18 protein-coding genes and 1 tRNA gene are annotated in these 24,830 nt (G+C 60.2%); 16 read left to right on the top strand and 3 right to left on the bottom strand.

Going from position 1 to position 24,830, the window contains the following annotated elements:
* Positions 1–36 precede the first annotated feature (36 nt).
* Together ACZ5C7_RS13340 and ACZ5C7_RS13335 are read left to right on the top strand one after the other, a co-directional pair.
* The gene (locus ACZ5C7_RS13340; RefSeq protein ID WP_464376791.1) at positions 37–1,050 is read left to right on the top strand and encodes an ABC transporter ATP-binding protein; all 1,014 of its coding nucleotides are present in this window, start codon (positions 37–39) and stop codon (positions 1,048–1,050) included.
* A gap of 4 nt (positions 1,051–1,054) precedes the next feature.
* On the top strand, positions 1,055–1,831 hold the full coding sequence (locus ACZ5C7_RS13335) for an ABC transporter (RefSeq protein ID WP_464376790.1): 777 nt from the start codon (positions 1,055–1,057) through the stop codon (positions 1,829–1,831).
* An 85-nt stretch (positions 1,832–1,916) separates the two neighbouring features.
* Here ACZ5C7_RS13335 and ACZ5C7_RS13330 read toward each other — a convergent pair whose 3' ends face one another.
* On the bottom strand, positions 1,917–2,306 hold the full coding sequence (locus ACZ5C7_RS13330) for an SHOCT domain-containing protein (RefSeq protein ID WP_464376789.1): 390 nt from the start codon (positions 2,304–2,306) through the stop codon (positions 1,917–1,919).
* Between the two features lie 256 nt (positions 2,307–2,562).
* Between ACZ5C7_RS13330 and ACZ5C7_RS13325 the strand changes: the two genes are divergently transcribed.
* The 8 genes from ACZ5C7_RS13325 to ACZ5C7_RS13290 all read left to right on the top strand — a co-directional run bounded on the left by ACZ5C7_RS13325 (position 2,563) and on the right by ACZ5C7_RS13290 (position 13,293).
* The gene (locus ACZ5C7_RS13325; RefSeq protein ID WP_464376788.1) at positions 2,563–5,805 is read left to right on the top strand and encodes a type 2 lanthipeptide synthetase LanM family protein; all 3,243 of its coding nucleotides are present in this window, start codon (positions 2,563–2,565) and stop codon (positions 5,803–5,805) included.
* A gap of 128 nt (positions 5,806–5,933) precedes the next feature.
* The gene (gene ribH / locus ACZ5C7_RS13320) at positions 5,934–6,389 is read left to right on the top strand and encodes a 6,7-dimethyl-8-ribityllumazine synthase (RefSeq protein WP_464376787.1); all 456 of its coding nucleotides are present in this window, start codon (positions 5,934–5,936) and stop codon (positions 6,387–6,389) included.
* 2 nt (positions 6,390–6,391) lie between these two features.
* Positions 6,392–7,540, top strand: coding sequence for a pyridoxal phosphate-dependent aminotransferase (locus tag ACZ5C7_RS13315; protein ID WP_464376786.1), 1,149 nt, complete (start codon positions 6,392–6,394; stop codon positions 7,538–7,540).
* Between the two features lie 110 nt (positions 7,541–7,650).
* Positions 7,651–8,400 (top strand): HNH endonuclease, encoded by a 750-nt coding sequence (locus ACZ5C7_RS13310; RefSeq protein WP_464376785.1) that lies wholly within the window; start codon positions 7,651–7,653, stop codon positions 8,398–8,400.
* 34 nt (positions 8,401–8,434) lie between these two features.
* Positions 8,435–8,537 (top strand) — tRNA-Gln (locus tag ACZ5C7_RS13305).
* Positions 8,538–8,757: 220 nt separating this feature from the next.
* Positions 8,758–9,156 (top strand): hypothetical protein, encoded by a 399-nt coding sequence (locus tag ACZ5C7_RS13300; RefSeq protein ID WP_464376784.1) that lies wholly within the window; start codon positions 8,758–8,760, stop codon positions 9,154–9,156.
* Positions 9,157–9,573: 417 nt separating this feature from the next.
* Entirely contained in the window at positions 9,574–10,854 is a 1,281-nt protein-coding gene (locus tag ACZ5C7_RS13295; protein WP_464376783.1) for a polysaccharide deacetylase family protein, read from the top strand.
* A 306-nt stretch (positions 10,855–11,160) separates the two neighbouring features.
* Positions 11,161–13,293, top strand: coding sequence for a hydrogenase iron-sulfur subunit (locus ACZ5C7_RS13290; RefSeq protein WP_464376782.1), 2,133 nt, complete (start codon positions 11,161–11,163; stop codon positions 13,291–13,293).
* Positions 13,294–13,350: 57 nt separating this feature from the next.
* On the opposite strand, the gene ACZ5C7_RS13285 is transcribed toward ACZ5C7_RS13290, so the two are convergent.
* Together ACZ5C7_RS13285 and ACZ5C7_RS13280 are read right to left on the bottom strand one after the other, a co-directional pair.
* Complete coding sequence (locus tag ACZ5C7_RS13285; protein WP_464376781.1) at positions 13,351–14,367, bottom strand: DUF7124 domain-containing protein; 1,017 nt, start codon at positions 14,365–14,367, stop codon at positions 13,351–13,353.
* A complete protein-coding gene (locus ACZ5C7_RS13280; RefSeq protein WP_464376780.1) occupies positions 14,360–16,162 on the bottom strand; it encodes an aldehyde ferredoxin oxidoreductase family protein in 1,803 nt (600 codons plus the stop codon). The genes ACZ5C7_RS13285 and ACZ5C7_RS13280 overlap by 8 nt, the downstream gene beginning before the upstream one ends.
* Positions 16,163–16,341: 179 nt before the next feature.
* Here ACZ5C7_RS13280 and ACZ5C7_RS13275 point away from each other — a divergent pair, with 179 nt between their 5' ends.
* The 6 genes from ACZ5C7_RS13275 (at position 16,342) to ACZ5C7_RS13250 (ending at position 24,825) form a co-directional block, all read left to right on the top strand.
* Positions 16,342–19,299: a molybdopterin-dependent oxidoreductase gene (locus tag ACZ5C7_RS13275; protein WP_464376779.1), complete on the top strand. Its 2,958-nt coding sequence runs from the start codon at positions 16,342–16,344 to the stop codon at positions 19,297–19,299.
* A gap of 10 nt (positions 19,300–19,309) precedes the next feature.
* Positions 19,310–19,912, top strand: coding sequence for a 4Fe-4S dicluster domain-containing protein (locus ACZ5C7_RS13270; protein WP_464376778.1), 603 nt, complete (start codon positions 19,310–19,312; stop codon positions 19,910–19,912).
* Positions 19,913–19,918: 6 nt separating this feature from the next.
* Positions 19,919–21,061 (top strand): dehydrogenase, encoded by a 1,143-nt coding sequence (locus ACZ5C7_RS13265; RefSeq protein ID WP_464376777.1) that lies wholly within the window; start codon positions 19,919–19,921, stop codon positions 21,059–21,061.
* A gap of 64 nt (positions 21,062–21,125) precedes the next feature.
* Complete coding sequence (locus tag ACZ5C7_RS13260) at positions 21,126–21,767, top strand: TorD/DmsD family molecular chaperone (RefSeq protein WP_464376776.1); 642 nt, start codon at positions 21,126–21,128, stop codon at positions 21,765–21,767.
* A gap of 524 nt (positions 21,768–22,291) precedes the next feature.
* On the top strand, positions 22,292–23,443 hold the full coding sequence (locus ACZ5C7_RS13255; protein ID WP_464376775.1) for an SPFH domain-containing protein: 1,152 nt from the start codon (positions 22,292–22,294) through the stop codon (positions 23,441–23,443).
* Positions 23,444–23,649: 206 nt separating this feature from the next.
* The gene (locus ACZ5C7_RS13250) at positions 23,650–24,825 is read left to right on the top strand and encodes an anion permease (RefSeq protein WP_464376774.1); all 1,176 of its coding nucleotides are present in this window, start codon (positions 23,650–23,652) and stop codon (positions 24,823–24,825) included.
* Positions 24,826–24,830 lie beyond the last annotated feature (5 nt).

Genomic DNA, 24,830 nt, shown 5'->3' with positions numbered 1-24,830 from the left:
AAGTGTTAAATGCATAGGTGAGAGACAGTTTAATATATGAACGGCGAGGCAGAAGTTTCGAATCGATATTCACAGGACAAATCCCGTTCCCACGGCCGATCCGAGACGGTCGTATCCGTCAACGGGGTGACGAAATCGTACGGAACCGGTTCGGATACCGTCACCGCGGTAGACGGGGTCTCGTTCGAGGTCGAGGAAGGTACTGTCGTCGGCCTACTCGGCCCAAACGGCGCCGGGAAGACGACGACCATCAAAATGCTTCTGGGTCTCGTTCGACCCAGTGACGGTGTCGCCCGACTCTGTGGAACCGACGTCGAGGAGTCGCCCGAAACGGTGTACCGATCGGTGGCGGCGATGCTCGAGGGGGCACGAAATATCTACTGGCGACTGACAGTTCGTGAGAACGTCCGATTTTTCGCCCGCCTCGGGGACGAACCGGCTGAGCCGGATCGAGTGGATCGAGTCATCTCTCAGGTCGGTCTCGAATCGAAAGCCGACACCACCGTCAACGAACTCTCGCGAGGAATGAAACAAAAGGCGTCGCTGGCGTGTACGCTCGTCCGGGAGACTCCGATCGTGTTTCTCGACGAGCCAACGCTCGGGCTCGACGTCGAGAGTTCGTTGGAGTTGCGCCAAGAACTTCGGCAACTGGTCACTCGAGACAGTCGGACGGTGCTTCTCTCGAGTCACGACATGCAAGTGATAGAGGCGGTCTGTGATCGCGTTATCATCTTGAACGAGGGCGAGATACTCGCCAACGACACTGTCGAAAATCTCTTGGACGTCTTTCACACCCAGACCTTTCGCATCACCGTTCGGGGCCAACTATCGACCGACGTCCAGACCGAACTGACCGAACGATTCGGCGCCACTCGGTGGACCGACCGCGGGGATCGCCACCGCTTCGAGACGACCGCCGTGCGGGGAAACGAGTTCTACGCGATGATGGACGTTCTTCGGGAGTCGACGACAACGTTCGTATCCGTTGACACCGTCGAGCCGGACCTCGAAGAGGTCTTCTTGCACATCATCGACGACGGTGAGGTGTAGTCGAATGACCAGCCATCAGAGACTCCTAATTGCGGTGTTCGAAAAGCAGTTCATCCTGCTCAAGCGCTACTGGCTCAACACGGTCCTGATGCTTCTCGGCGTCTACATCATGTTTGCGATGGTCTTTTTCGGCGGACAAACTGTCGGCGGTGACAGCATCGATAGCGCCCTCGATACCGTCGTCATCGGATTCTTCCTGTTTCTGGCCGCGAGTGCTGCGTACTTCGATGTCGCCCGAAGCATCATGCAGGAAGCTCAGTGGGGAACGCTCGAGCAGTTGTACATGTCTCCGTTCGGCATCGGCCGCGTGCTGGGAGTCAAGACGATCTTTAACGTCGTCGTCAGCACCGGGCTGGCGATCGGATTGCTGGGACTGATGCTCGTGACCACCGGTCGATCGCTTGCGATCGACGTCGTCACGATCGTTCCCCTGCTCGTCGTCACGATCCTTCCGGCGGTCGGAATCGGCTACTTCGTCGCCGGGCTCTCCTTGCTGTACAAGCGAATCGAGAACGTACAGCAGTTGCTCCAGTTCGGTTTTGTGGGACTGATCGCGGCTCCGGGAGTGGTTCAGGGGCCGATGCTGGCTCTCTTGCCGCTGAGTTTCGGTAGCGACCTCTTGACGCGAGCGATGATAGACGGGGCCAGACTCTGGGAGTTTTCGCCGGTCGAATTGACGGCTCTCGTGGCGAGTAGCGTCGCGTATCTCGCCGTTGGATACGTCATCTTCGGTTGGTTCGTCGGGAAAACCCGCGAGCGCGGCATTATGGGTCACTACTGAGGGACCGGCGCGCTCTCGATCCAGCACAACGACCGGAGCCGGCGTCTGCAACACTCACCGCACCGAAACGGTTAGGACGGGAGTATCAGGGACGTTCGAATTCAGGCTCTCGGTCGGTGTCTTCGTCGGACCGAATCGCAGCAGTATCGCTCGGGCCCGACGGCTCGGTATCGAGGACAGTTTCAAGCCGTTGCTCGAACTCCGCTTCAGTGAGTTCACCGCGTGCGTACTGGTCTTGGAGCGCCTCGAGCGGATCGGGCGCGTTCCTCTCGGCACGCGCGCCGGAGTCGGCCGACTCGGGTTCTCCGTGAGGCGTGTCCGCGAGCCGCCCCGCGACCGCGAACGAGACGGTGAGACTCACGACGAGTGCGAGTGCGAACACCGCGGCCAACATCGAACCCAAAAGCGCGAACAAGAGGACGATCGGAACGCCGAGGGCAGCAGCGAAAAGTCCAATTTCGGCTCCCCGATCCATTAGATTACAGTACGTAGCTGATAGTGAAAAATGTGGCGTTCAATCCTTCATTCTCGACTCGAATCAAATGTGGTGCAATACGACGAAAACACGCGAGAGCGCACCGACAAACACGGCGATAGGAGACGACAGATCCGATGCAAAGCGTACTTTAAATCTCGACGGCGATCGGTATTTCTACCTCGAACGCCAATATATAATCAAAACAGTAATTAGAAAAGTAACAGAATAATCGTTCAGTGGCCACCGAAATACCATGAGCGAAATATTCAGCGAAACAGAACGACGGCGAATCGCCGCGCAGTCTCAAACGCTTCTCGAACGGCTCTCGAATCCGGGCACCTTCGAGTACGCTGTCGACGACACTGTAGCTACCGAACGCGTCGAAGCGTGGCGCGAGCAGTATCCCGACGAGGAATCGTTTCGTCGCCGAATCGAACGCGCTAATTGTTCACGAGACGATCTACGGCGGGCGGCCTGCGTCGATACGCTGGCCGAAGGCGAGGCGGTACCGACCTGGGTGGATCGGTTAGACGCACTCGCAGCGACGCTCGAGTCACGGTCTCCGGACGAATTTCCGGAGAATTTGATCCCAAATCCGGAAAAATGGGTCCGCAAAGAGCGGGAGAAACCGTTCGGTGCACTTTCAGCAGCCATCGCGGAGCACGCCCGAGAGCAACTCGACGACATCGCTCTCGAGGTCCTGTCCGGTGAAACGATCGGGATCATGCAGGAGTGGTTCCGGGTTCGGTTCGAGACTCGTTTTTCACGGATACTGTACGTCGAGTTCAAAACGTACGTCGCCGCACACGACCGAGAGTTGGCTCACGCGGATCCCTCCGCGTTCACGGAGCGACCGACGGCGTACTACGATCAGTTTCTCGAGGCGCTCTTTTCTGGCGCGTTCTCGTCTCTGTGTCTGGAGTATCCGGTCTTCGCTCGACTGCTCACGACCCAGATCAGACAGTGGTACGAACACCTCGAGGAGTTCAGCCGCCGCCTGCGGTCCGACCGCGAACTACTCGCAGAGCGCTTTACCGAGGACGGCGATCTCGGCGACGTCGTCGAAATTTATTCCCTCGCGGACGACACGCACGGCGACGGGCGTGCGATAATGCGCGTCGAGTTCGAGTCGGGCGTAACCGTCGCGTATAAACCTCGAAGCGTCGAGGCCGGTGCGACGTTCTACGACATCCTCGCCGACCTCGACGAATATTTGCCGGTCACGATGGGCGTCGAACCGACATACGTGTGTCGCGACGACTACGGGTGGATGGGGTGGGTCGAACGACGGGACTGTCGAACCGAACGCGATGTCGAACGATACTACCGCCGTGCCGGCGCTCTTAGTTGCCTTGCGTACTTTCTCGAGTTCACCGACTGTCACCTCGAGAATTTGATCAGCGCGGGCTCTACCCCCGTCCTCGTCGACGCCGAAACGATCTTCCATCCGTACGTCGGTCCCGATCGCTCCCCGATGCCGACCGGCGTTCAACAGTTCGTGCAGAACAACGTTCTGTTGAGTCTGTTGTTGCCCTACAAGATCGGCGGTTCGGCGGCGGAACTCGGTGGCGGAGAGACGTCCGAACTGATGGCCGGAATCGGTGTCTCCGACGACGACGCGACGCTAACCCACGTCAGTTCGCCCCGACTCGAAGCCGTCAACACTGACGTGATGACTGTCGAACGCGAGCACCCGGTCGTCGACCGTAGCGACAACGTACCGAGGGTAGACGGTCACGCGCGGCCGCCGGACGAGCACGCGACAGCGGTCGCCACCGGATTCGAAGAGACGTACAGATCGGTGCTCGAATTGCGAGATTCCGGGGCGCTGTACGACGAGATCGAACTATTCGATCGATTCTCGGCGGTCGAAAACAGACTGGTGTACCGACCGACACAGGTGTACGCGACCCTTCTGCGAAAGATGTGTTCGCGGGCTTCGCTCAGTGACGGGTTCCGGTTCGGCGTGGCGATGGAGGAGTTGGCGGTCCCGTTTTGCGACGGGACCGTTTCGGGCGACGTTCCGTGGGAACTCTACGATTCCGAGCGCGTGGAGCTGCGGCGGCTGGACCCGCCCCGATTCACGTCCGAAACCGACCGAACAGAGATCGAATTCGACGGTGACGCGACGGGCGTCGACGCCGGAGTCTCCGGTATCAGCCGAAGTCGAGATCGGATCGATTCGGCTTCGATTACGGATATGAACACGCAACTCGAGTTGATACGGGGCACACTCGGGGAGAAACCGGATCCGTCAACTTCTCTCGAAGGAACGGTTCGCTCCGGTGATCCGTCGACCGACGGAGCCTCGTTCCGATCCGAAGCAGCGGAGATATTCGATCGGATTCACCGACTCGGGTCAACGCGGGGAAGCGAGGAACTGAATTGGACGTGGGTAGAGTCGATCGACACGACCGATCGGCTGACGATCCACCCGTTCGACGAGACGCTACACGTCGGGTCCGGCGGGGTCGCACTTCTGGCCGCGAGTCTGTACCGACTCTCCGGTGAAAACCGGTACGCAGCCGTCGCGCGCGACGTAATCGCACCGACCCTTCGATCGGTCCAGTCCGCGCGGGTCACCCCGTCGATGTCGAAACACGGTGGAGTGACCGGGATCGGATCCGTGATCTACGGACTCGCGACCGTCGGTGCGTTGCTCGAGGACGAAGCGATGCTTCGGACGGGCGTTCGGGCCGCCGAGTCGATACGGACGGACGCCTTCGGCCCCGATCGTCAGTACGACGTCTCCGGGGGAGCGGCGGGGACCATCCTCGGTCTCCTCGCACTTGACGAACGGTACGAATCTGACGAACTCGTTTCGATCGCGACGGAGTGTGGCGATCATCTGCTCGACAGTCGGTCCGAATCGACAGGTGGGTTCCGCGTGTGGAACACCATCGACGACTGTCCGCCGCTGACCGGATTTTTACACGGTGCCGGCGGAATCGCGTACTCGCTCGTCCGGTTGTACGAGGTGACCGGCGACGACGCCTATCTGTCCGCGGCGATAGAAGCCGTCGAGTTCGAGACACAGCACTACTCCGAAACTGCCTCGGGTTGGGAGGATCGAAGACCCTGGGCCGACGATGAGTTCTCCGATCGGTGGAGTTACGGACGGAGCGGAATCGGTCTCTCGCGACTCGGGATGCAGTCGTCGGCCGATCACGAACTCTTCGAACGCGACGTTTTGCGGGCTCTCGACGGGCTGGCCGTCGACGAGTTGTTACCGGTAGACGACCTCAGTGATGGGAACTGCGGTCGCATCGAATTTCTCAACGCAGCCACGAGACGCACCGAGCGCAGCGTACCGTCGCCGACGACGACACTGGACGAGTGTCTTGCCCGAAAAGCCGCGATCGGGTCCTATCGGACGTCCGACGAGCAGACACAGATCGACGACCCGTCGTTTCTGGGCGGGTTGGCGGGAGTCTCCTACACGATGTTGCGGGTCGCAGAACCGGAGACGCTCCCGTGTGTTCTCCTCTTCGAGTGAGTCAGCGAGACGGCAGTCCGATACCGGTCGGCGACGAAAGCCGACGCGACGGTCTCGGCCGACTTCGTTCCGTGCGATCGTTCGCGAAGAACGTTACCTCTTTTACCCGCCCTCTCTACCGCTCGCGTATGACCACGCTCGGAGTGGTGGTCGCGGAGTTCAACCGCCCGATCACCGAGCAGATGGAACGAGAGGCGCTGGAGGCCGCACGCGCCGCAGGCGCGGAGGTGGCCCGGACGGTGCAGGTTCCGGGAGTGTACGACGCGCCGTTGGCGGCCGATCGGCTCGCACGCCGTGAAGCGGTCGACGCCGTCGTTGTCATCGGAGCCGTCATCACCGGCGACACCGACCACGATCAAGTGATCACCGACGCGACCGCCCAGCGACTGTCTGATGTCAGCCTCGAGCGTGATACACCCGTTACACTCGGCGTAACGGGCCCCGGTATGTCCGCCGCCGAAGCGCGCGAACGAATTGAAAACGCCGCGAAAGCCGTCGACGGCGCGCTCGATCTCGTCGCCGAACTTCCCGACGCCGATCCGCAGTCGGATGCCGATTCGCGTTCAGCTACCGATTCAGAGTAACAATGACCTTGGAATTCACCGACCGTGTCAGCCGAGTTGAACCGTCCGCAACGCTCGCGATTTCCGCACTCGCAACCGAACTCGAGGCCGACGGCGCAGACGTCGTCGACCTCTCCGTCGGCGAGCCCGACTTCCCGACCCCCGAGAACATCATTCAGGCGGGTCAGGATGCGATGGACGCCGGTCACACCGGCTACACGACCTCCGCGGGGATCCTCGAGCTTCGAGAATCGATCGCCGACAAGCTGGCCGACGACGGCCTCGATCACGGTCCCGAAAACATCATCGTCACCCCCGGCGCGAAGCAGGCGCTGTACGAAATCGTTCAGGCACTCATTCAGGAGGGTGACGAGGTCGCCCTGCTCGACCCCGCCTGGGTTTCCTACGAGGCGATGGTCAAGATGGCCGGCGGCGACCTCGCCCGCGTCGACCTCTCCGAACACGACTTCCAACTCGAGCCCGCGCTCGACGATCTGGGCGAGGCCGTCTCGGACGACACCGAACTGCTGATCGTCAACTCGCCGTCGAACCCCACGGGTGCCGTCTACTCCGACGCCGCGCTCGAGGGCGTCCGCGACCTGGCCGTCGAGCACAACATCACCGTCATCTCCGACGAAATCTACAAGGAGATCACCTACGGCGTCGAGCCGACCAGCCTGGGCACGCTCGAGGGAATGGCCGACCGCACGATCACGGTAAACGGCTTCTCGAAGGCCTACTCGATGACCGGCTGGCGCCTGGGCTACTTCGCCGGCCCCGAAGAACTGATCGACCAGGCCGGGAAGCTCCACAGCCATTCGGTCTCCTCGGCCGTGAACTTCGTCCAGCACGCCGGCCTCGAGGCGCTCGAGAACACCGACGAAGCTGTCGCGGAGATGACCGAGGCGTTCGAAGAACGACGGGATCTCGTCGTGGAATTGCTCGAGGACGAAGGCGTCGACGTGGCGGTTCCCGAGGGCGCGTTCTACATGATGCTCCCGGTGGACGACGACGATCAAGCGTGGTGTGAAGGGGCGATCGAAGACGCCCACGTCGCGACGGTTCCCGGTAGCGCGTTCGGCACGCCCGGCTACGCGCGGATCTCCTACGCCGCGAGCGAGGAGCGCCTCCGCGAAGGAATCGATCGACTGGTTGAAGAAGGCTACCTGTAGCGCTCGACATCGGTCAGTTTCAGCCGTCTTCTGTCGGCGCGTTGTATTTCTCGAGCCGGCCGCTCGATCGCGGCCGACTGTTTATATTACAAAAGGAGGCGAACCCCAATATGGAGTGTCCGACCTGCGGGAAGGTCCTCGGGAGCGAACGGGGCATGCGCCAACACCATACGAAAGTCCACGAGGAGCCGCTTCCAAACCGAACGTGCAAAGGGTGTTCTCTCGAGTTCTACGACCCGAAAGCGCGTCGGTCGTACTGCGACGATTGTAATCCGAACGCAGGAGAGCACAATGGGAATTGGCGAGATGCAAAACGAACCGGGACCTGTAAAACTTGTGAGGCGACGTTTTCGTACTACCCTTCCGACAAAGACGGGCTGTACTGTCCCGATTGTGTAGCCGATGCAGATGGATTGCTTCCGGAAAACTACTCGACGAAAGGAGAGCGAATAACGGTCCACTGCAAAAATTGCGACGGCAGATTAGAGCGGCGACCAGCAGAGATCGAGAGCCAAGAGTACGGCTTTTTTTGCTCCCTCGATTGCTATGGGACGTGGCTCTCTGAGAACGTCGTCGGTTCTGATCATCATCAGTGGAGCGGTGGGCCAATCACCTATGGGCAATCGTGGTGGAACGTTCGGCGGTTAGCACTCGAGCGAGACGGCTACGAATGTCAGCACTGCGGCGACTGTGCGGATCAGCTTGGGCAAAACCCTGACGTGCATCACAGTATCCCTGTACGCGAGTTCGAGGACACAGCAGATGCGCACACGCTCGAGAACGTAATTACCCTCTGTCGTAGTTGCCACAGATTGGCAGAGGCGGGAACGATATCGGTCTCACGTCAAGGAGAAAAGTAACACTATTGTGCGAGGGTTTCCTATCGTCTGATGAAGTCCCGTGGTGTAGTGGCCAATCATATGGGCCTTTGGTCGTGTCCGGTTCGTTCCGTCACGGAAGAGAGCCTATGACGGCAGTTCGAATCTGCCCGGGACTATAATTACCGTCAGTGATTTTCTGGGAGTACTTCACCTCGAGACAGCCCCAACCGAACGAACCGCGCCACCGTGACGATTTCACGGCCGGTACCGATTTCGGCGGGGCTCGAGCACATTTCGTTCAGTAGAAACTACTTGTCGACCACCGCTCCTCGAGTAATCGACGAATTCGTTCACCGAGTCGTAATTGTCATGGCGGTCGGCCCACAACGAATCCGTATGCAGATGGAACTACGGGTGTGCAAGCAGTGTCATACGGGGGCCCACGGGAACGACCAGAAGACGGCGATTACGAAAGATATGGTCAACTGCGCCGAGCAAATCCGGGAGTTCAAGGACATCATTTCGCTCGATTCGGTGTACATTACGAAGGTCGACGAAGGGGACCCCGGCGGTGCAGAGGCGCTGTCGGTGATCGTCGCGGGTATCGAAAACGACACCGTGACGCTTCGAGACACCCAACTCGTGATCGAGGACAATGACGGGACGACGCTCGTCTATCCGGAACCGGCCGACATTCTCGAGGTGCTCACCCGGAATCTCGATCAGATCAGCGAGCAGACGCGCCAAGACGTTACCGTCGAACTCTCCGCGTCGGGCGCGGAGATGATAACCTGACGGGAGGATATCCAGGGGGCAATCGGCACGATCTGTCGTTCAGTTAATCGCTTGGGCATCTCACACCGGCTTTGTTGAAATCTTGCTCACGTCTCTCGGTTTCACCGAGCGAACTTACACCTGCTTAGACCGTACAGACCACAGGAGAGGCGGGTCTGAACGTCTGCTACTGCAAATTCGATAGCTTACTTTCAAACGCTGTCAGCTATTTTGCATCGCCGGCGCGCCGGATATTCGAGGGGTCAATCGTGTCTTCAGGCGGCCACGTCGTGCTCGAGCAGACGATTCGATGCGATCTCTCGCACATGGTTGGAAAGTTCGTTATTGGTGCTCTTGGATCGGACCATAAACCGAATTGGAATAACTAAGGAATGGCTCTTCCTAATAGCCTATACTAATATTCTATGATAATACCTAATGGATTCTAAAGGATATATGAAGACGTTTATGATATTAGAAATAAATACGTTTCATATGATGACACGAAGGGAGGTTCTTACAACTGGGTCGGTTACAGTAGCAGGGACCTCGCTTCCATTTACGGCAGCTGCGGGTGAAACTTCGGGGATGGTCGTATTCACGTACGATGACAGTCCGCTCGAAGACTATACAGAGACGTTCCCAGTTCATCAAGAATACGGTGTGCCAGGGTGTATAGCCGTCTGCCCTGGATTGATGGACAGATCGACAGAGTTCATGGATCCAGATCACGTTACGGAGATGTACGATGCCGGCTGGGAGGTTATGTCGCACACGCTCAAGCACAGAGCGCTCGGGCATATCCCATTGAAAAAGGACTGTGATCCGACCGATAGCCGAATTTATGTCGACGTCAACAGGCACGGCCAATACGCGGGTGATCCCATCGCGCTTGTCACCAGCGGTGAGGAGATAGCTACCGGGACAGTCAGCGGTAGCGGGACAAACGAAAAAGGCGACTACATCGATCTCGAATCGAAGGTCGGCAAAAAAATCAAATCAGACGATGCGGTCATCCGTTACACCGAGGATTTCACCCGCAAGATACTCTCGGAAAGCAAATCCCGAATCAACGAATGGGGGATTCCAGCGACCGGCTTTGTTTATCCCATAGGGCGATACGATGGCCTTGTCGAGCGGATCGTTCCCGAATATTACGAGTCGGTCCCGAACCATCGAACTGGACGCGGTGGATACAACCCAATTGACGAACTGGTGCCGACAGAGATGATTCGTCGGTACATTGAGACAGACATGGCAAGCGACGAAGAGGTTGCTGAATTCATGGAGACGGTGGCCAATCGGGACGTTCTCGGGATTGTCGGCGGGCACAGCCAGTATGATACGCTCCCCGCCGAACGAGTCGAGTTCGCCATTCAAAACGCATTAGACCACGACCTTGAAATCGTCACAGCACAGGAGGCACTCGACGCGTTGGGGGTCGCTAAAATGCCGGATCCACCGGTGGATGACGAAGTGTCCGATGACAACGACTCGTCAGATGAGTACACGCCGGATTCGCCAGTTGACGACGAAACAGATACCGACAACGAGAGTTCGACAGAGGGCGAGTCGGATGGAGGAGATGCTGACAAGCGCGACAACGAAAGCTCTGCCGACACAACACCTGGTTTCGGCGTTATCGCAGGCGCTACAGCTACGGTTGGGGGCGCAATTGCCGCCCGTCGCTTGACCCCCAATGATTCCAACGAGACGTGAAATTTCGTCGAATCGCGACGTGGCGAGATAGTTGCTGTTCTCTGAGCGAGTCATCTCCCAGACAAATCTATACAAGAAGACCTCCGAGAACCCTTTACCTCTCGAGATCACACTCGGGGCGGAATCGATTCGACGATATACCTCACAGAGCCGGTCGACTTTCGCACGGCCGCTTTCTCAAGCGTGACGGATCACGCTCGATGTGTATTACCAGAGGGTTTCGAACAGGGTCGTGCCAAAATAAATTACATTCTGCGACTATCAATCACGACAGGTTTACGTCTCCGCTTTCGCAACGTGAAATCAATGAACACGGGAGCGTTCGTTTGTTCGTGCGCGGGGACGTGCGACATCGACCTTGAGGAGGCTCGAGAGAACATCGACGACGTCGATGTCTCGGCGAGTTCGAGTCTGCTCTGTGGGGAGAAAATCGGCGCGGTCGAACAGGTGATCGAGGAGTACGACTTGGACGAGATGGTCGTGACGTGTCCGGAAGCAAAAGCGCAGGAGAAAATCACGCAGGTCGCCGAAGAGAATGGGGTACATTCGGCCGATATCGAGTTCGTCGACCAACGAGAGAGCGCCGGCTGGGTCCACGAGCGCGAGGCTGCAACCGATAAAACCGCGAGGCTCGTCAACGCCGCAAATGCCCGTCGAGAGCGAGACAAGCTCCCCCAGACGAGTATCCACCGGGCGGGCCACGACATCGCCGTCGTCGGCGACGCGGCCGTTGCCGAGACGCTCGCCGAATCCGCAGACATCACGCTGATCGCGAACGGAAACGAACTCGAGACATCGGATGGGGACCTCGAGAACGTCGCCGTCGAGCGCGGAGTTGTGACCGACGTCGATGGCTCCTACAGCGAGTTCGAGGTGACGCTCGAGGCGCGGGTGACGGACGACTGTATTTCGTGCATGAAGTGCGTCCACGAGGGACCCGATGGCATGGTCACCAGCACGCCCGTCGACATCGATCCCGAAGCGCCGATTGGCGAGTGGATCACCGTCTGTCCGACCGATGCGATCGAGATGGAAGGCGTCGAGCGAACGCTCGAGTTCGACCAGATCGTCTACCCTGCGGGCGACGACGGCACTGTCGGCGGCCAGCGCGGCTTCCACACCGGCGAGGTCGACGCGGCGACGGTCAACGCCATCGAGCGGCTGCTCGGCGGCTTCGAGGGACTCGACTTTCTCGATCTGGATATGGACGTCTGCGCGTCGGGTCACGCCGGCGAACAGGGGTGTGACGAGTGCGTCGACGCCTGTCCGCACGGCGCGGTTGACCGACCGGCGATGGACGAAGTCTCCTTCGATCTCGGAAGCTGTCAGAACTGCGGGGCCTGTACCAGCGCCTGCCCGACCGGCGCAACGAAACTGGACGAACCGGGCAACGAACGGATCGCTCGGGAGGTCGAGGCGTTGCTTTACTCCTCGGACGACGGCGGCTTCGTCAGTAGCCTTCTCGGCGGCTCGGATCCGGGTATCGACACTCCGATCGTCGCCTTCGTCTGCTCGGAACAAGCACAGGAAGCGCTTCGCGAGTACGGCCGGATGGCGGCCTCGGGACGAGCGGCCGTCGAATACCCGCCGATACTTCCCGTCGAAGTCAACTGCGCGGATACCGTCGGCGAAGCGCACGTTCTTCACGCGCTTGCGGCCGGGGCAGACGGCGTCGCCGTCGTCGGCTGTGGCGGAAGCTGTCTGCACTCCGGACCCGATCCGAAGGCGGAACTCGTCGAACGACTCAACCAGGCGACCAGCGACCTCGGTCTCGGCGAACGGGTCGGATTCTTCGCTCCCGAACCGGGACAGCCGACCGCCTTCATCAATGATCTCTCGGAGTTCGCGACGGACACCCTCGAGGAGTCGCCGATTCCAGCGGGCGAGCACGAGGCGACCGGTGAGATCGACGATCCCGAGCGGGAGAATCCGCCGTTCGATAGCCACGGATGGACGCTCGAGAGCGTGCGCGCGATCACCGAACACGTCGACCCCGAGCGGGAAGTGATCCGTGGGTTGAAAGACTTCGGCGTCGTCGAGGTCGAAGACGGCTGTACGCTGACGCCGACGTGCTCGAGTTACTGCCCGACGGACGCGCTCCGTCGGACGGATATGGGCCTCGAGTTCAACCACGAACGGTGTGTCAACTGCGGGCTCTGCGAGGATGTTTGCGTCGAGGATGTCATGAGCGTCTCCGATGGACTCGATCTCTCTTTGCTTCCCGAAAACAGAACGGGCGAGGAGCCGTCTTGGACCGAACTGTACGAAGGGTCGATGCTCGCGTGTGCCGGTTGCGGAAAGGAGTTTACGAGCGAGGCGACCGCCGACGCGATCGAAGACCGAATCGGGGACACCGTTTCGGGAATGGCACCGAACGCCGAGGAAAGTATCTTCGACTACTGTTCGGATTGCCGAGCGAGAATGCTCCACAGTGGATGAGCGACCGGCAGATTGCATTGTTCGACCGGTTCACACACCGAAGAAACGAGAGTCGACTCAGTTTTCGTGTTCGATCTCCCAGTCCGCCTTCTCCGCCGCAGTCTGTAGGGGAATAAACTCCCAATCTGCGGCTTCCGCGATCCGTTCATCGCCCGGGGCACCGACGAGAACCATTCGCTCCGCATAGAACATCGAATCCGGCGTGATATCGGCGAGTCGCTCGCCCGGACCGGTCTCCGAGCCGCCGAAGAAGTCGAGGTCGATCCCTTCGTCGCGCTGGAACTTCCGAATAGCCGGCGTCGACACTTTTCCCACAATACCGAGCCAGTCGCTCCAGCTACGGGCGCTCGAGACGACGAACTGCGGATCCTCGAGTCGATTGATCGCCTCGTAGGTCAACGCTAACGTCATGTCGTCCGGGTCGGTCGCCTCACCGTGATTCGTGGTTCGCTGGGAACCGCCCGATTGCTTCTGGTCCGAATCCGTCTGGGCCGAGGAACCGCCGCCAGCCCCGCCTTGGGATTCGGGGACGCCAACCGGTCCTTCTGACGTTTTCGGGACACCCGGTATCGGTTGTCGGTCCGCCGACTCCGATTCGGCTGCCGACTCCGGTTCGGTCGCCGACTCGCCGCCCGACTCCGGTTCGTCCGCCGAATCCGGTTCGACCGCAGACTCGCCGTCCGCCCCCGACTCGCTACGTTCTTCCGTCTCCTCGTCTCCGTCGCTTTGGTTGTCCGGAGTCGTATGCGTGAGTATATCTCCGACCGTCTCCGTGCCGTCGCCCGTATTCAACGGCCCGTCGCCGGAACCGGATTCGCTCGCGTCCGCTGGGTCGGCGTCCGCTGGGCCATCGTCGACCGCAGCTTCCGGGCCGTTCGCCCCACTGGCAGTAACGTCTTTACCCGCTGTCGTCTCGCTCGAGGAGGGTTCCGGCGAACCCACCCAGGATGGTTCCGGTTCGTCGTCCGGATCTCCCTCGCCGCGCCACAGCCAGTCGCCGTAATTGCTGTCGTTCTCGCTGTCCTCCTCGGGGTCGTCGACTTCGATGTCGTCAAGGTCGATGCTATCAGTCATCTTCGATTACCTCCGTTTTCGGGTCGTAGTCGTCCGTCCGTGGAACCGGGCCGCCGTCTGTCGCGATCGATTCTAAATCTACTCGGTGGAGTAGTTCGCTGGTCGGTCGCCCCAGCTGATCCCAGTCGCGTAACGCGTAGTATTCGTCCAGCAACGTTTCGAACGACTCCTGCTCGAGAGCAGTTCCATCCGTCGAGGCGTCCTCGAGCGGTTTCGTCAACGGCGTCGGTAACTCGTCGTCGTCGCGCGTAAACCCCTCTCGGACGTTGAATAGTCTAACGAGCGTCCAGACGCGTTCGCCGACTCGTTCGAGATCCTCGAGATCGTGATCGTAGCCGACCGCCGACAGCCATTCGGTTCCGAGGTTCGCCTGAAATACCTCCTCCAAGAAATCGTCCGCGATCAGACACCAGAGGACCGCCCGACGATTCTGTTCGTCGACGACGGCGGCCGCCTGCTGTTCGACGCTCCAGTTTTCGCTCGTAACCGACTCGAGTTCGACCGGACGGGCCCGGCGGTGACAGCCACCCCTGTCGCTCGTGGCGTAGGCCAGGGCCATCGTCTCCGCATTGCGCGGATCGTAGGAGGATAGCTCCATTCCTTTCACGGTCGGAATCAGATCCTCGCCGCCGAAGCGATCGACAGCGCCGTCGACGCCGTTCGCGAGGGCATCGCCGAGCGGCGTCGATCGGTGGGCGATCTCTTCGATAAGCGTTCGAGCCGTCTCCTCGTCGCCGAACGAGAGGTCACGGTCGATCAGCCCCTCCTGGCTCGCTCGCACCGCCCATGCGACCGCGTTTCCGGCCGTTATTACGTCCATCGCGAACCGGTCGCAGATCGCACCGAGTGTTGCGATGGCGTCGAAGTCGTCGATACCGAGTCCCGCGCCGAGAACGATCGGCGTCGCTCCGCGCGGAACGGTTTCACCCTCGTCGCTGTCGACGCGGAACCCGCCAGGGACCGAATCGTCGGGTCGCTCTCGAGAGTGGGCCTGTTCGCGGGCGCGCTCGATACCGATCTCTTCGGCGCCCTCGAACTGCCCTTCCTGCCAGCCGCGTGTCGGAAGGACGCCGACCTCGTTGGCGAAATCGACCGTCTCGAGCGTGTCGCTGGCTGCGAGCCACCGGCCGGTATCAGTCTCGGCGAACGCTTCGCTGTACTCGTCCTGGAGGTCGTCTAACCCCTCGGGTTCCGGGTTTCGTGCGACGATAGCTTTCAGGTTCTTCGTTCCCATGACGGTGCCCGCCCCGCCGCGGCCGGCGTGGTGTTCTCCCCCATCGGATGCAATCGTCGCGTATCGAATTCCGTTCTCTCCTGCGGGGCCGATACAAGCGACCGCCGACTCCGGGAACGTATCGCAGGTCGATTCGGCATCCAAGCCCCACAGGTCCGCTCGAGGTTCTAACGTCGCCTCGCCGTCGGCAACCGTGAGGACGACGGGTTCGTCCGCTTCGCCGGTGACGAGGATACCGAGGTACTCCTCGAGCGAGTTGGCCAATCGCCCTGGGAACGATCCCCCGCCGTAGGAGTCGAGAAAGGCGCCTGTCAGTGGTGATTTCGTAATCGCCGCGTACCGTTGTTCGCCGGGAGTATAGCCGGTCAGCGGTCCGAGCATGAACAACAGGACGTTCGCAGCCGAATGCGGGTCCGTTCCGGCGTCGAGTTCTTCGTAGAGATATCGGGCTCCGATCCCCTTGCCGCCGATATAGTCCTCGAGCCATCGGTCGGGGATCTCATGACCCCGAACGGTCCCCGCAGAAAGATCGACGTGGAGCATCCTGTCCCGAGTTTTCATCGAGTCGTACTTGGACGGGTAGCGGAATTAAATGCCACGGTCCCACACACGAAAATCTGGTTTAAATATCGCACATCAAAACAGTAAATTTACAATTCGCCGTTCGTTGGAACGCTAACACCTACCGAAACCGAACGACATACAATACTTTTAATAGATAGTGCCGGTATTGTCACTGTATGTCACGGTCTATAATCGATCTAGATCGCCGGGGATTCCTCAAAGCAGGGGCAGGAGGAACGCTCGCGGCGGCAGTAGGTGGAAGAACACTTCTTCAACGAGGAGGGGCGGACGAAGAAGCCCTCGATCCAAATCCGGGGGACGAACAGGTGAAAACCGTCTGTACGCACTGCTCGGTGGGCTGCGGACTGAAAATGTCCGTCGAAGAAGACGCCGTCGTTGGGCAGGAAACCTGGGATGACAATCCAGTCAATCAGGGTGGCCTCTGTTCGAAAGGTGCGTCGCTCACCCAGTCGGTTAACTCCGAACAACGGCTGAAGAAACCGCTAAAGCAAGAGGACGGCGAATGGATCGAGATGGAGTGGGACGCCATTCTCGAGGAGATCACCGGCCGCCTCAACGAAATCCGCGACGACGTCGGGCCACACGGAACGATGTGGGTCGGCTCGGCGAAACACAGCAACGAGGCTGCATACCTCATTCGAAAGCTCTCCGCGCTCTACGGCACGAACAACATCGACCACCAGGCGCGAATCTGTCACTCGACGACGGTCGAAGGGATCGCGAACACCTGGGGCGTCGGCGCCATGACGAACAACTCGAACGACATGGCGAACGTCGACGTCAACCTGATCATCGGTCACAATCCGCTCGAAAGCCACCCCGTCGCGTGGCAATACTTCCAGGAAGCTCAAGAACGGGGCGGCAAACACATCGTCGCCGAACCGCGATACACGAAGACCGCGGCCGCGGCGGACGATTTCTACCAGTTCCGCTCGGGAACCGACGTGGCGTTCATCTACGGGCTCATCTATCACATCGTCTTCAACCTCGAGGCCCACGACGAGGAGTTCATCGAGAGCCGCGTGATGGTGCCGACCTGGGAGGAGTTCCGTGACGACTTCTTACCGGAGTACGACCTCGAGACCGTCTCGGACATCTGCGGGATCGACGAATCCGAGATCGAAGCACTCGCCGAAGAGCTCGCCGACGCCGACGTAAGCTGTGTCGAGTGGGCGATGGGTGGCACCCAGCACAACAACGCGACCGGGAACGTCCGCGCGTACGCGATGTTGAACCTCACGCTCGGGCACGCCGCCCAATCCGGTGGCGGCACGCCGATTTTCCGGGGCCACGACAACGTCCAGGGTGCAACTGACCTCGGTGTCGACGCCGGCAACACGCCGGGGTATTACGGACTCGGTCCGAGTGCCTGGGAACACTGGACGAACGTCTGGACCGAAACCGACAGTACCCCGGGCGAGATCACCTATGACGAACTGGTCGACCGGTTCCACTCGACTGACCTCATGGAGAAGCGAGGATTCACCGTCGCCCGCTGGTACGAAGGTGTTCTCGATGACGAGTGGGAGATTTACCAACCCGATCCCCTGCAAGCAGCCGTCTTCTGGGGTCACGGGTTCGCCTCGCTCACCGAGTACAAGAAAGTTCGCGAGGCAGTCAACGAACTCGACTTCATCGTCAACGTCGATGTCTTCCCGAATCAGGTCGCAGAGCTCGCAGACGATGACACCGATGTCTACATGCTTCCGGCCTCGACCAATGTCGAGGAATCAGGGAGCGTCGTCAACACGGGTCGCCAGCTTCAGTGGCGATCCAAAGCGATCGAGCCCCGTCACGATTCGAAAGCCGACTGGAAATTGCTGTGTGAGTTCGCAGAGCACCTCGGGTTCGGCGAGCACTTCGACTACGACGAGGTCGAAGACGTTCTCCGAGAGATCAACTTGGGCGTTCGGTCCGTCGGATACGTCGGCCAGACGCCGGAGCGGTTGAAGCTCCACCAAGAGAACTCGGAGCTCTTCAGCGCTGAAGATCTCCAGGCGGATCTGGACGAAGATCACGAACTGTACGACGAACTCGACGGCGATTACTACGGCCTCCCGTGGCCGTGTTGGCACGATGATCATCCAGGAACACCGATTCTCTACGATGACTCGCTTCATCCCTCCGAAGGCGGGATGGACTTCCGGGCCCGCTGGTGGGGCGAAGAGGATCCCGACGTCGATCCCGAGGATCAACTCCGCGACTCGTTCGAACCCGATTGGTGGGACGACGAAATCGAAGGCGTCCCACAGTATCCGCTTTTCAACACAGTCCTCCCCGATTCGGAGAACCCAAGCGAAGCGACGATCCCGGTTGAAGCGGCGTTCGACGAGGAGATGTCGGTCTACGACACTGCCGTCGCACTGGACGAAGCCGGCTACGATGTCGACCTCGAGACGTTCGAGGAGTTCGACAACCCACAGCCCGACGCACCGTGGGGCCGAGGCCGTGCTCGGATGAAAGCGTGGAACCTCACCGACGAAATACCGGTCCACCGAGAGCCAGCGCTCACCCCACGACCGGATCTCGTCGAGGACTATCCGTGTAACGACCGAACCGAAGACCACTGGCGCGTCGAACTAGACAACGCGAAAGTCCAACAGGACAACATCGACGCCGTCGACGATTACAACCTGGTACTCACCTCGGGTCGACAGGTCGAACACAAGGGGGCCGGTGCAGTGACTCGAAGTACGCAGGGAACGGCCTCGCGTGCGCCGATGATGTACCTCGAGATCCACCCCGAAGTCGCCGACGACCTCGGCGTCGAAACGGGCGAATGGATCGTCACCGAGACGCCCTACGCCGAGATGGTAGTGCAGGCGAGAGTCACCGAGCGAGTCGCCCAGGACCACGCATTCGCGCCATATCACTGGAGCGGTATTCTCGAGGGCGAGAACATGATGGACAGCGTCCCAGATGGGATGGAGCCACTGGTGATCGGCGAATCGATCAACGCCGGGACCGCCCCGGCCTACGACAGAGAGACCCAGATGCAAGAGACGAAAACGACGCTTTGCAGTGTCCGGGTCGCAGACGACGATGAAGTTCCCGAACTGTCCGATCAACAGATCAAGTGGCAAGAACAGCGGATGAGCCGACACAAGCGATAGGTGATCGAAAATGAGTACACAAGAATCCAACGACGGACCGGCACGAGTTATCCCGAACTGGGAGTCCTGTATCGACTGTGGAGCCTGCGAAGTCGCGTGTCAGCGAACGTGGGATCTCCCACCTGAGACCGACCGCATTCAGGTTCTCGCACTCGACCACGGGACCGAAGACGAGACGAACAAACCGATGCAGTGTTACAACTGCTCCGAAGCGCCCTGCGTCGAAGTCTGTCCGACCGACGCGCTCCGCATTCGCGACAACGGCTCCGTTCGCGTCAGCGGTGACATGTGTATCGGGTGTCATTACTGCGGCGTCGGCTGTCCGTTCGGCGCGCCGCAGTATCCCGACGCGGGGGTTCCAGAGGCCGACGAAGCGAGCCCGCTGGGCGCTCGCGGAAACGGCCTGATGGACAAATGTACGACCTGCGAGCCTCGTCAAGAAGAAGAACTGGAACCGGCTTGTTCCTCCGAGTGTCCGACCGACGCCTTGCTGTTTGGCACGCCGGATGAACTCTCCGAGAAACTCAGCGAAGACGGCGTCTCGAAGCCGTTCGACGACGAAGCGGCGAAGGTCGTCTTCGGCGACGACGCCGACGAAATCATGTCCGGGTGATCACCGATGGTACTAGAAATCACATTCGACGTTCCGTACTCCCAGTGGAACTGGCAAGTCGGCGTCTACACGGCCCTAATCGGGCTGGCCGCCGGTGCGTACCTCACTGGCTACGTCGCTGACCTCCTTTCGTGGCAACGTGATGCCCGCGAGCACGGCCCGATCGCCAAATTCGGGTACCTCATTGGTCTGGTCGGCATCGGTCTCGGCGGCCCAATCCTGCTGAGTCACCTCGCGACCCCGTTCCGGGCGATGATGATCCCGCTCACGATGACGAATTTCGACTCGTGGATGACCATCGGCGCGTATATGCTCGGTGGGATGGGGCTGGGAGCGTTCCTGATGTTCGCCTGGACCGCTTTCGGCAGAACGCGACCGCACCGACGAACCGTCGATGAGAGCGACTCCGGAGGCGTTGGCGCTGACGGCGGCACTGACGTCGCAACCGACGGCGGCTCATCAGAAGGTGGCCCCGCCAAAGCCGCAACGGGCGGGGACACCTCCGACGGCGTCGGCACCGCCGACGAGCGAAACGGCGTGCTCAGACAACTCGATGCGATCGCAGATTACACCCGCCCGACGGAGCCGGTTCGGCTCGCGATCGGCGGCGTCTTTGCAATCTTCGCGGCTGGTGTCCTCATCTATTCGGCGATGGCGTTCGGATCAGGTTCGTTCGAGCGTGTCGCACTCTGGGACAAAACGTTCCTCGTACCCGTGATGATCTTCAGCGGGCTCGGTGCGGGTCTGGCCGCGTCGGTCGGTCTCGCAGCGATCACCGAAAACGAGATCACTCGAGCGGTTCAGAACTACTCGCTGGTTTCCTCGGGACTTCTGGTGGCTGCGCTCGCCGCGCTCGCGGCGACGGTCTTCCTGCTACCCGAGCAGGTGCCCGCCGCAGAGCCCGACGTCGCCAACCTGCTGGGAACCTACGCCTGGCTGTTCGTCGGTCTGGCCGTCGTCACTGGCATTGTCGTGCCGGTCTTGCTTTCGATCGGCACGGTACTCGGCCAACGTCGAGATGCGCTCTCGCCGAACGCAGCGACGGCCTCCTACGCCCTCGCTGGTCTCCTCGTGGTCGTCGGCAAGATCGCGTTGTCGATGAGCTACCTGCTCGCGGCCGAGTTCACGCCGCTGCCGCTTCCCGTCTAGTCCCGTTTTCGATCTAACCGAACTGATTTACTTCGAACGAGCGTAGTCACAGATAGTATACAACATGACACAGACCGATGAAACGACCGACGAGCTTGCAAATCTGTACGCCTTCATCTCCGGCGTGATAGCCGATCCGCCGGACGAAGCTGCCATCGAACGGCTTCGCGAGGAAGAATTTCCCGCCGAGGCGAGACCACAGGCCATCGAGAACGGGTTTGGCCTTCTCAGGCAGTGGCTATCGGACGTCGAGGATCCGGGCGAAGCCGCCCACGAACTAAAGAAAATTCACACGAGGATGTTCGTTGGCCCTCGGCCGAAGATGCAAGCCCACGAATCTTGGTACGCCGACGACTACCTCGGCGAGCCTCTCGCGGCGGTCAAACGCTCCTATCGCGACCTCGACATCCATCCGTCATCGGAGCTTCGCGAAGAGCCAGACCACGCCGCAGTCGAGTTAGCCGCACTCGAGATTCTGACCCGAGAGGAGACCGATACCTACCGGGAAGCGTTCCTGAAGGTCCACGGCTGGTGGATCCCGGATCTGGCGACGGATATCCGACAGCTGGCAGACGAACCGTTTTACGAAGCGATCGGTTGGCTGCTCGAAGGGGTATTCGAGGCTGACACCTATCTCCTGGGGATCGATCCCGACGACCTCGAGCCGGGCTACAACCAACCGCCGTCGGCGTCCCCGGACGAATAGCGACGCGCCGTTGGGGAGTCTCGAGGATCACTTTTTGGGCCGGTCCGATTTGACCGTATTTACTGGCATCGCTCGGTCTGTCCCGTTGTTCGACTCGGTTCGCTTCGATCGTTCGTGGGTTGATCCCGCCTCAGTCGAGCGGCCCCTATCGGCTAGCAGTCTTCTCGTTGAACTCGATCGACCGGCAAACGCACCCATCAGCGCTCGAGTCGCCAGCTCGGCGAGCGGATCGAGTCCCCGGTACAGTCGACGAGCGGAGAGCGCGTGTGCGAAAGCGGACATACCATATGAGCGCGTGTCCGAAGGCTCAGAGCAGCGATAAGAATCTCGTCGAAGGAGACAGGGAGAGAGTGGTGGCGAGAAGAATACCGAGACGCCGACTAGGGTGACCGCAAACAACGTCTCGAGACTAAGGGGCGACGATCAGGGCATCCGCCTCGACCGCCCATGAATCGGGATCACTGCCCGTTCTGGTATGGAATTACAGGCCAAGTGTTATTGGTTCGCCACTCCTGTACTAGCCTATGAACGCTCCCGAACTCGTTCAGTTCGTGCTCGGCCAGCCTATTCCACTCCAACTCGAGGACGTTTCGGGGGTCGCCCTCGTCGGTGGACTGGTCCTGTTGCTCGCGATTATCACCGTCTGGCAGATGGTCGAAATCGTCGACGCGTACAACAGGGGTGCACTCACCGTCTTCGGCGAGTATCGGAAACTCCTCGAGCCGGGTCTCAACATCGTTCCGCCGTTCGTCTCCAGGGTGTATACGTTCGATATGCGAACGCAGACGCTCGACGTGCCGACACAGGAAGCAATCACGCGGGACAACTCGCCGGTGACCGCAGACGCCGTCGTCTACATCCGAGTGATGGACGCCAAACGGGCGTTCCTCGAGGTCGATAACTACAAGCACGCCGTTTCGAACCTCGCCCAAACGACGCTTCGTGCCGTGTTGGGTGACATGGAACTCGACGACACGCTCAGCAAACGCGAGCGGATCAACGAGCGGATCCGAACCGAACTCGACGAACCCACCGACGAGTGGGGGATCAGAGTCGAGAGCGTCGAGGTCCGCGAGGTCACGCCCTCTCGAGACGTCAAGGGAGCAATGGAGCAACAGACCTCCGCAGAGCGGAAACGTCGGGCTATGATCCTCGAGGCCCAGGGGAAACGCCGCAGCGAGGTCGAGAAAGCGGAGGGTGACAAGCAGTCGAACATCATCCGCGCACAGGGTGAAAAACAGAGTCAAATTCTCGAGGCCCAGGGTGACTCGATTTCGACGGTCCTTCGCGCCCGCTCGGCCGAATCGATGGGTGAACGCGCCGTCATCGACAAGGGAATGGACACCCTCACCGACATCGGGCAGAACGAGTCCACGACGTTCGTTCTGCCACAGGAACTGACCTCGATGGTCGGCCGCTACGGGAAGCACCTCTCGGGAAGCGACGTCGAAGGAGACGGCACGGAACTCGAGAGCCTCGATTTCGACGAGGAGACTCGCGAACTGATCGGCCTCGACGACATCTCGGAGATACTCGGCGAGATCGACGAACAAGCCGAGATGGACGTCGAAGCGATGGAACAGCAAGCACAGGCGATCAAAGAAGGGAAAGACTCGGTCGACGGGCCGAACGCCGAACCGGATACGGCTGGCGCTGAAAGCGATACCGACGACTGACACGGTCTGCTGTAACGATTTACCGGCGGTGAGTCGAACCGTGTGAGACGAGTCTCGGTGGAGGAGCGAAGCGAGTCAACCGTTGCAACCGCAGGACTGGTCGCGGTTGTGCCGAAAATGAATTACAGCAGTCCGTACGGTACGGAAAGTAAACACTCTCGGAGTTTTACACACGTATTTTAGCGGCGGCCGTACTGGCCTGTCGTATGGTCGAAGGGATTTTGCTAGTCGGTATCGTCGCCTCGATTTTCGTGGGGTTCAACATCGGTGGCTCGTCGACGGGAATTACGTGGGGGCCGGCCGTCGGCGCGGGGATCGTCAAGAAGACAACCGCTGCGGCGGCCATGACGTTCTTCGTCTTCCTCGGTGGGTGGACCGTCGGTCAAAACGTCATGGACACGCTCAGCGAAGGAATAATCACGACGGAACTCACGCTATCGGCGGGCGTCGCCGTCCTCTTTTTCATCGGGCTGGGAATCCTCGTGGCTAACATCTTCGGCGTCCCGGTCCCGACGTCGATGACGACAGTCGGTGCGATCGCCGGATTAGGGCTGGCAACCGGGACCCTGAACTACGAAACGATCGCGGGGATTCTCACGTGGTGGATCGTTACCCCAATCATCGGGTTCTGGATCGGTGCGGTGATCGGGCGGTACGTCTACTCCGAGCTCAATCAGCGGATTCAGATAGAGAAGACCGAGGGGCCGTTGCTCGCCCTCGATCGCGATCAGACGGTTCCGAAACCGAAGTTCGGACCGAACACGACTCGGCGAGAAGTAATCAGCACGACCTTCGTGCTCATCGTCGGCTGTTACATGGCCTTTAGCGCCGGAGCGAGTAACGTTCCCAACGCCGCCGCGCCGCTGGTCGGGGGAGCTGGCGGACTCGATGCGGATATCGCGATCGTCATCGCCACGCTCGCGATCGGCCTCGGTGGATTCACTATCGCCCGTCGGACGATGGAGTCCGTCGGCGGCGAACTGAGCGAAATCCCGCTGCTCGCGGCGTTGCTCGTCATGCTGACGGCGTCGTCGATCACGACCACCCTCTCGTACATCGGTATCCCGATCAGCCTCGTGATGGCGACCGTGATGACGATAGTCGGAATCGGATGGGGGCGAGCCACCCGTCCGATCACGGCCCGCGACGCGATCGCAGGCGAGACGGAGGACACCGAGATATCGATGGGTGCGCTGACCGTCGAGGACGACCACGAGGAAACGACAGCGATCGGTGAGGAAGAGTCAGAAGACGTCCTCGCCGCCGGCGATCTGTTCAATCCTCGAGCCGTCATCAAGTACGTCTCGATGTGGATCATCGGCCCGTCGCTGTCGACGATTCTGGCTTACGCGTTTTTCTCGCTGGTTCCGGGAGTCGCTTAACAGGG

It is taken from the genome of Halostagnicola alkaliphila (assembly GCF_055379965.1).
This window is presented reverse-complemented; position numbering and strand designations above follow the sequence as displayed.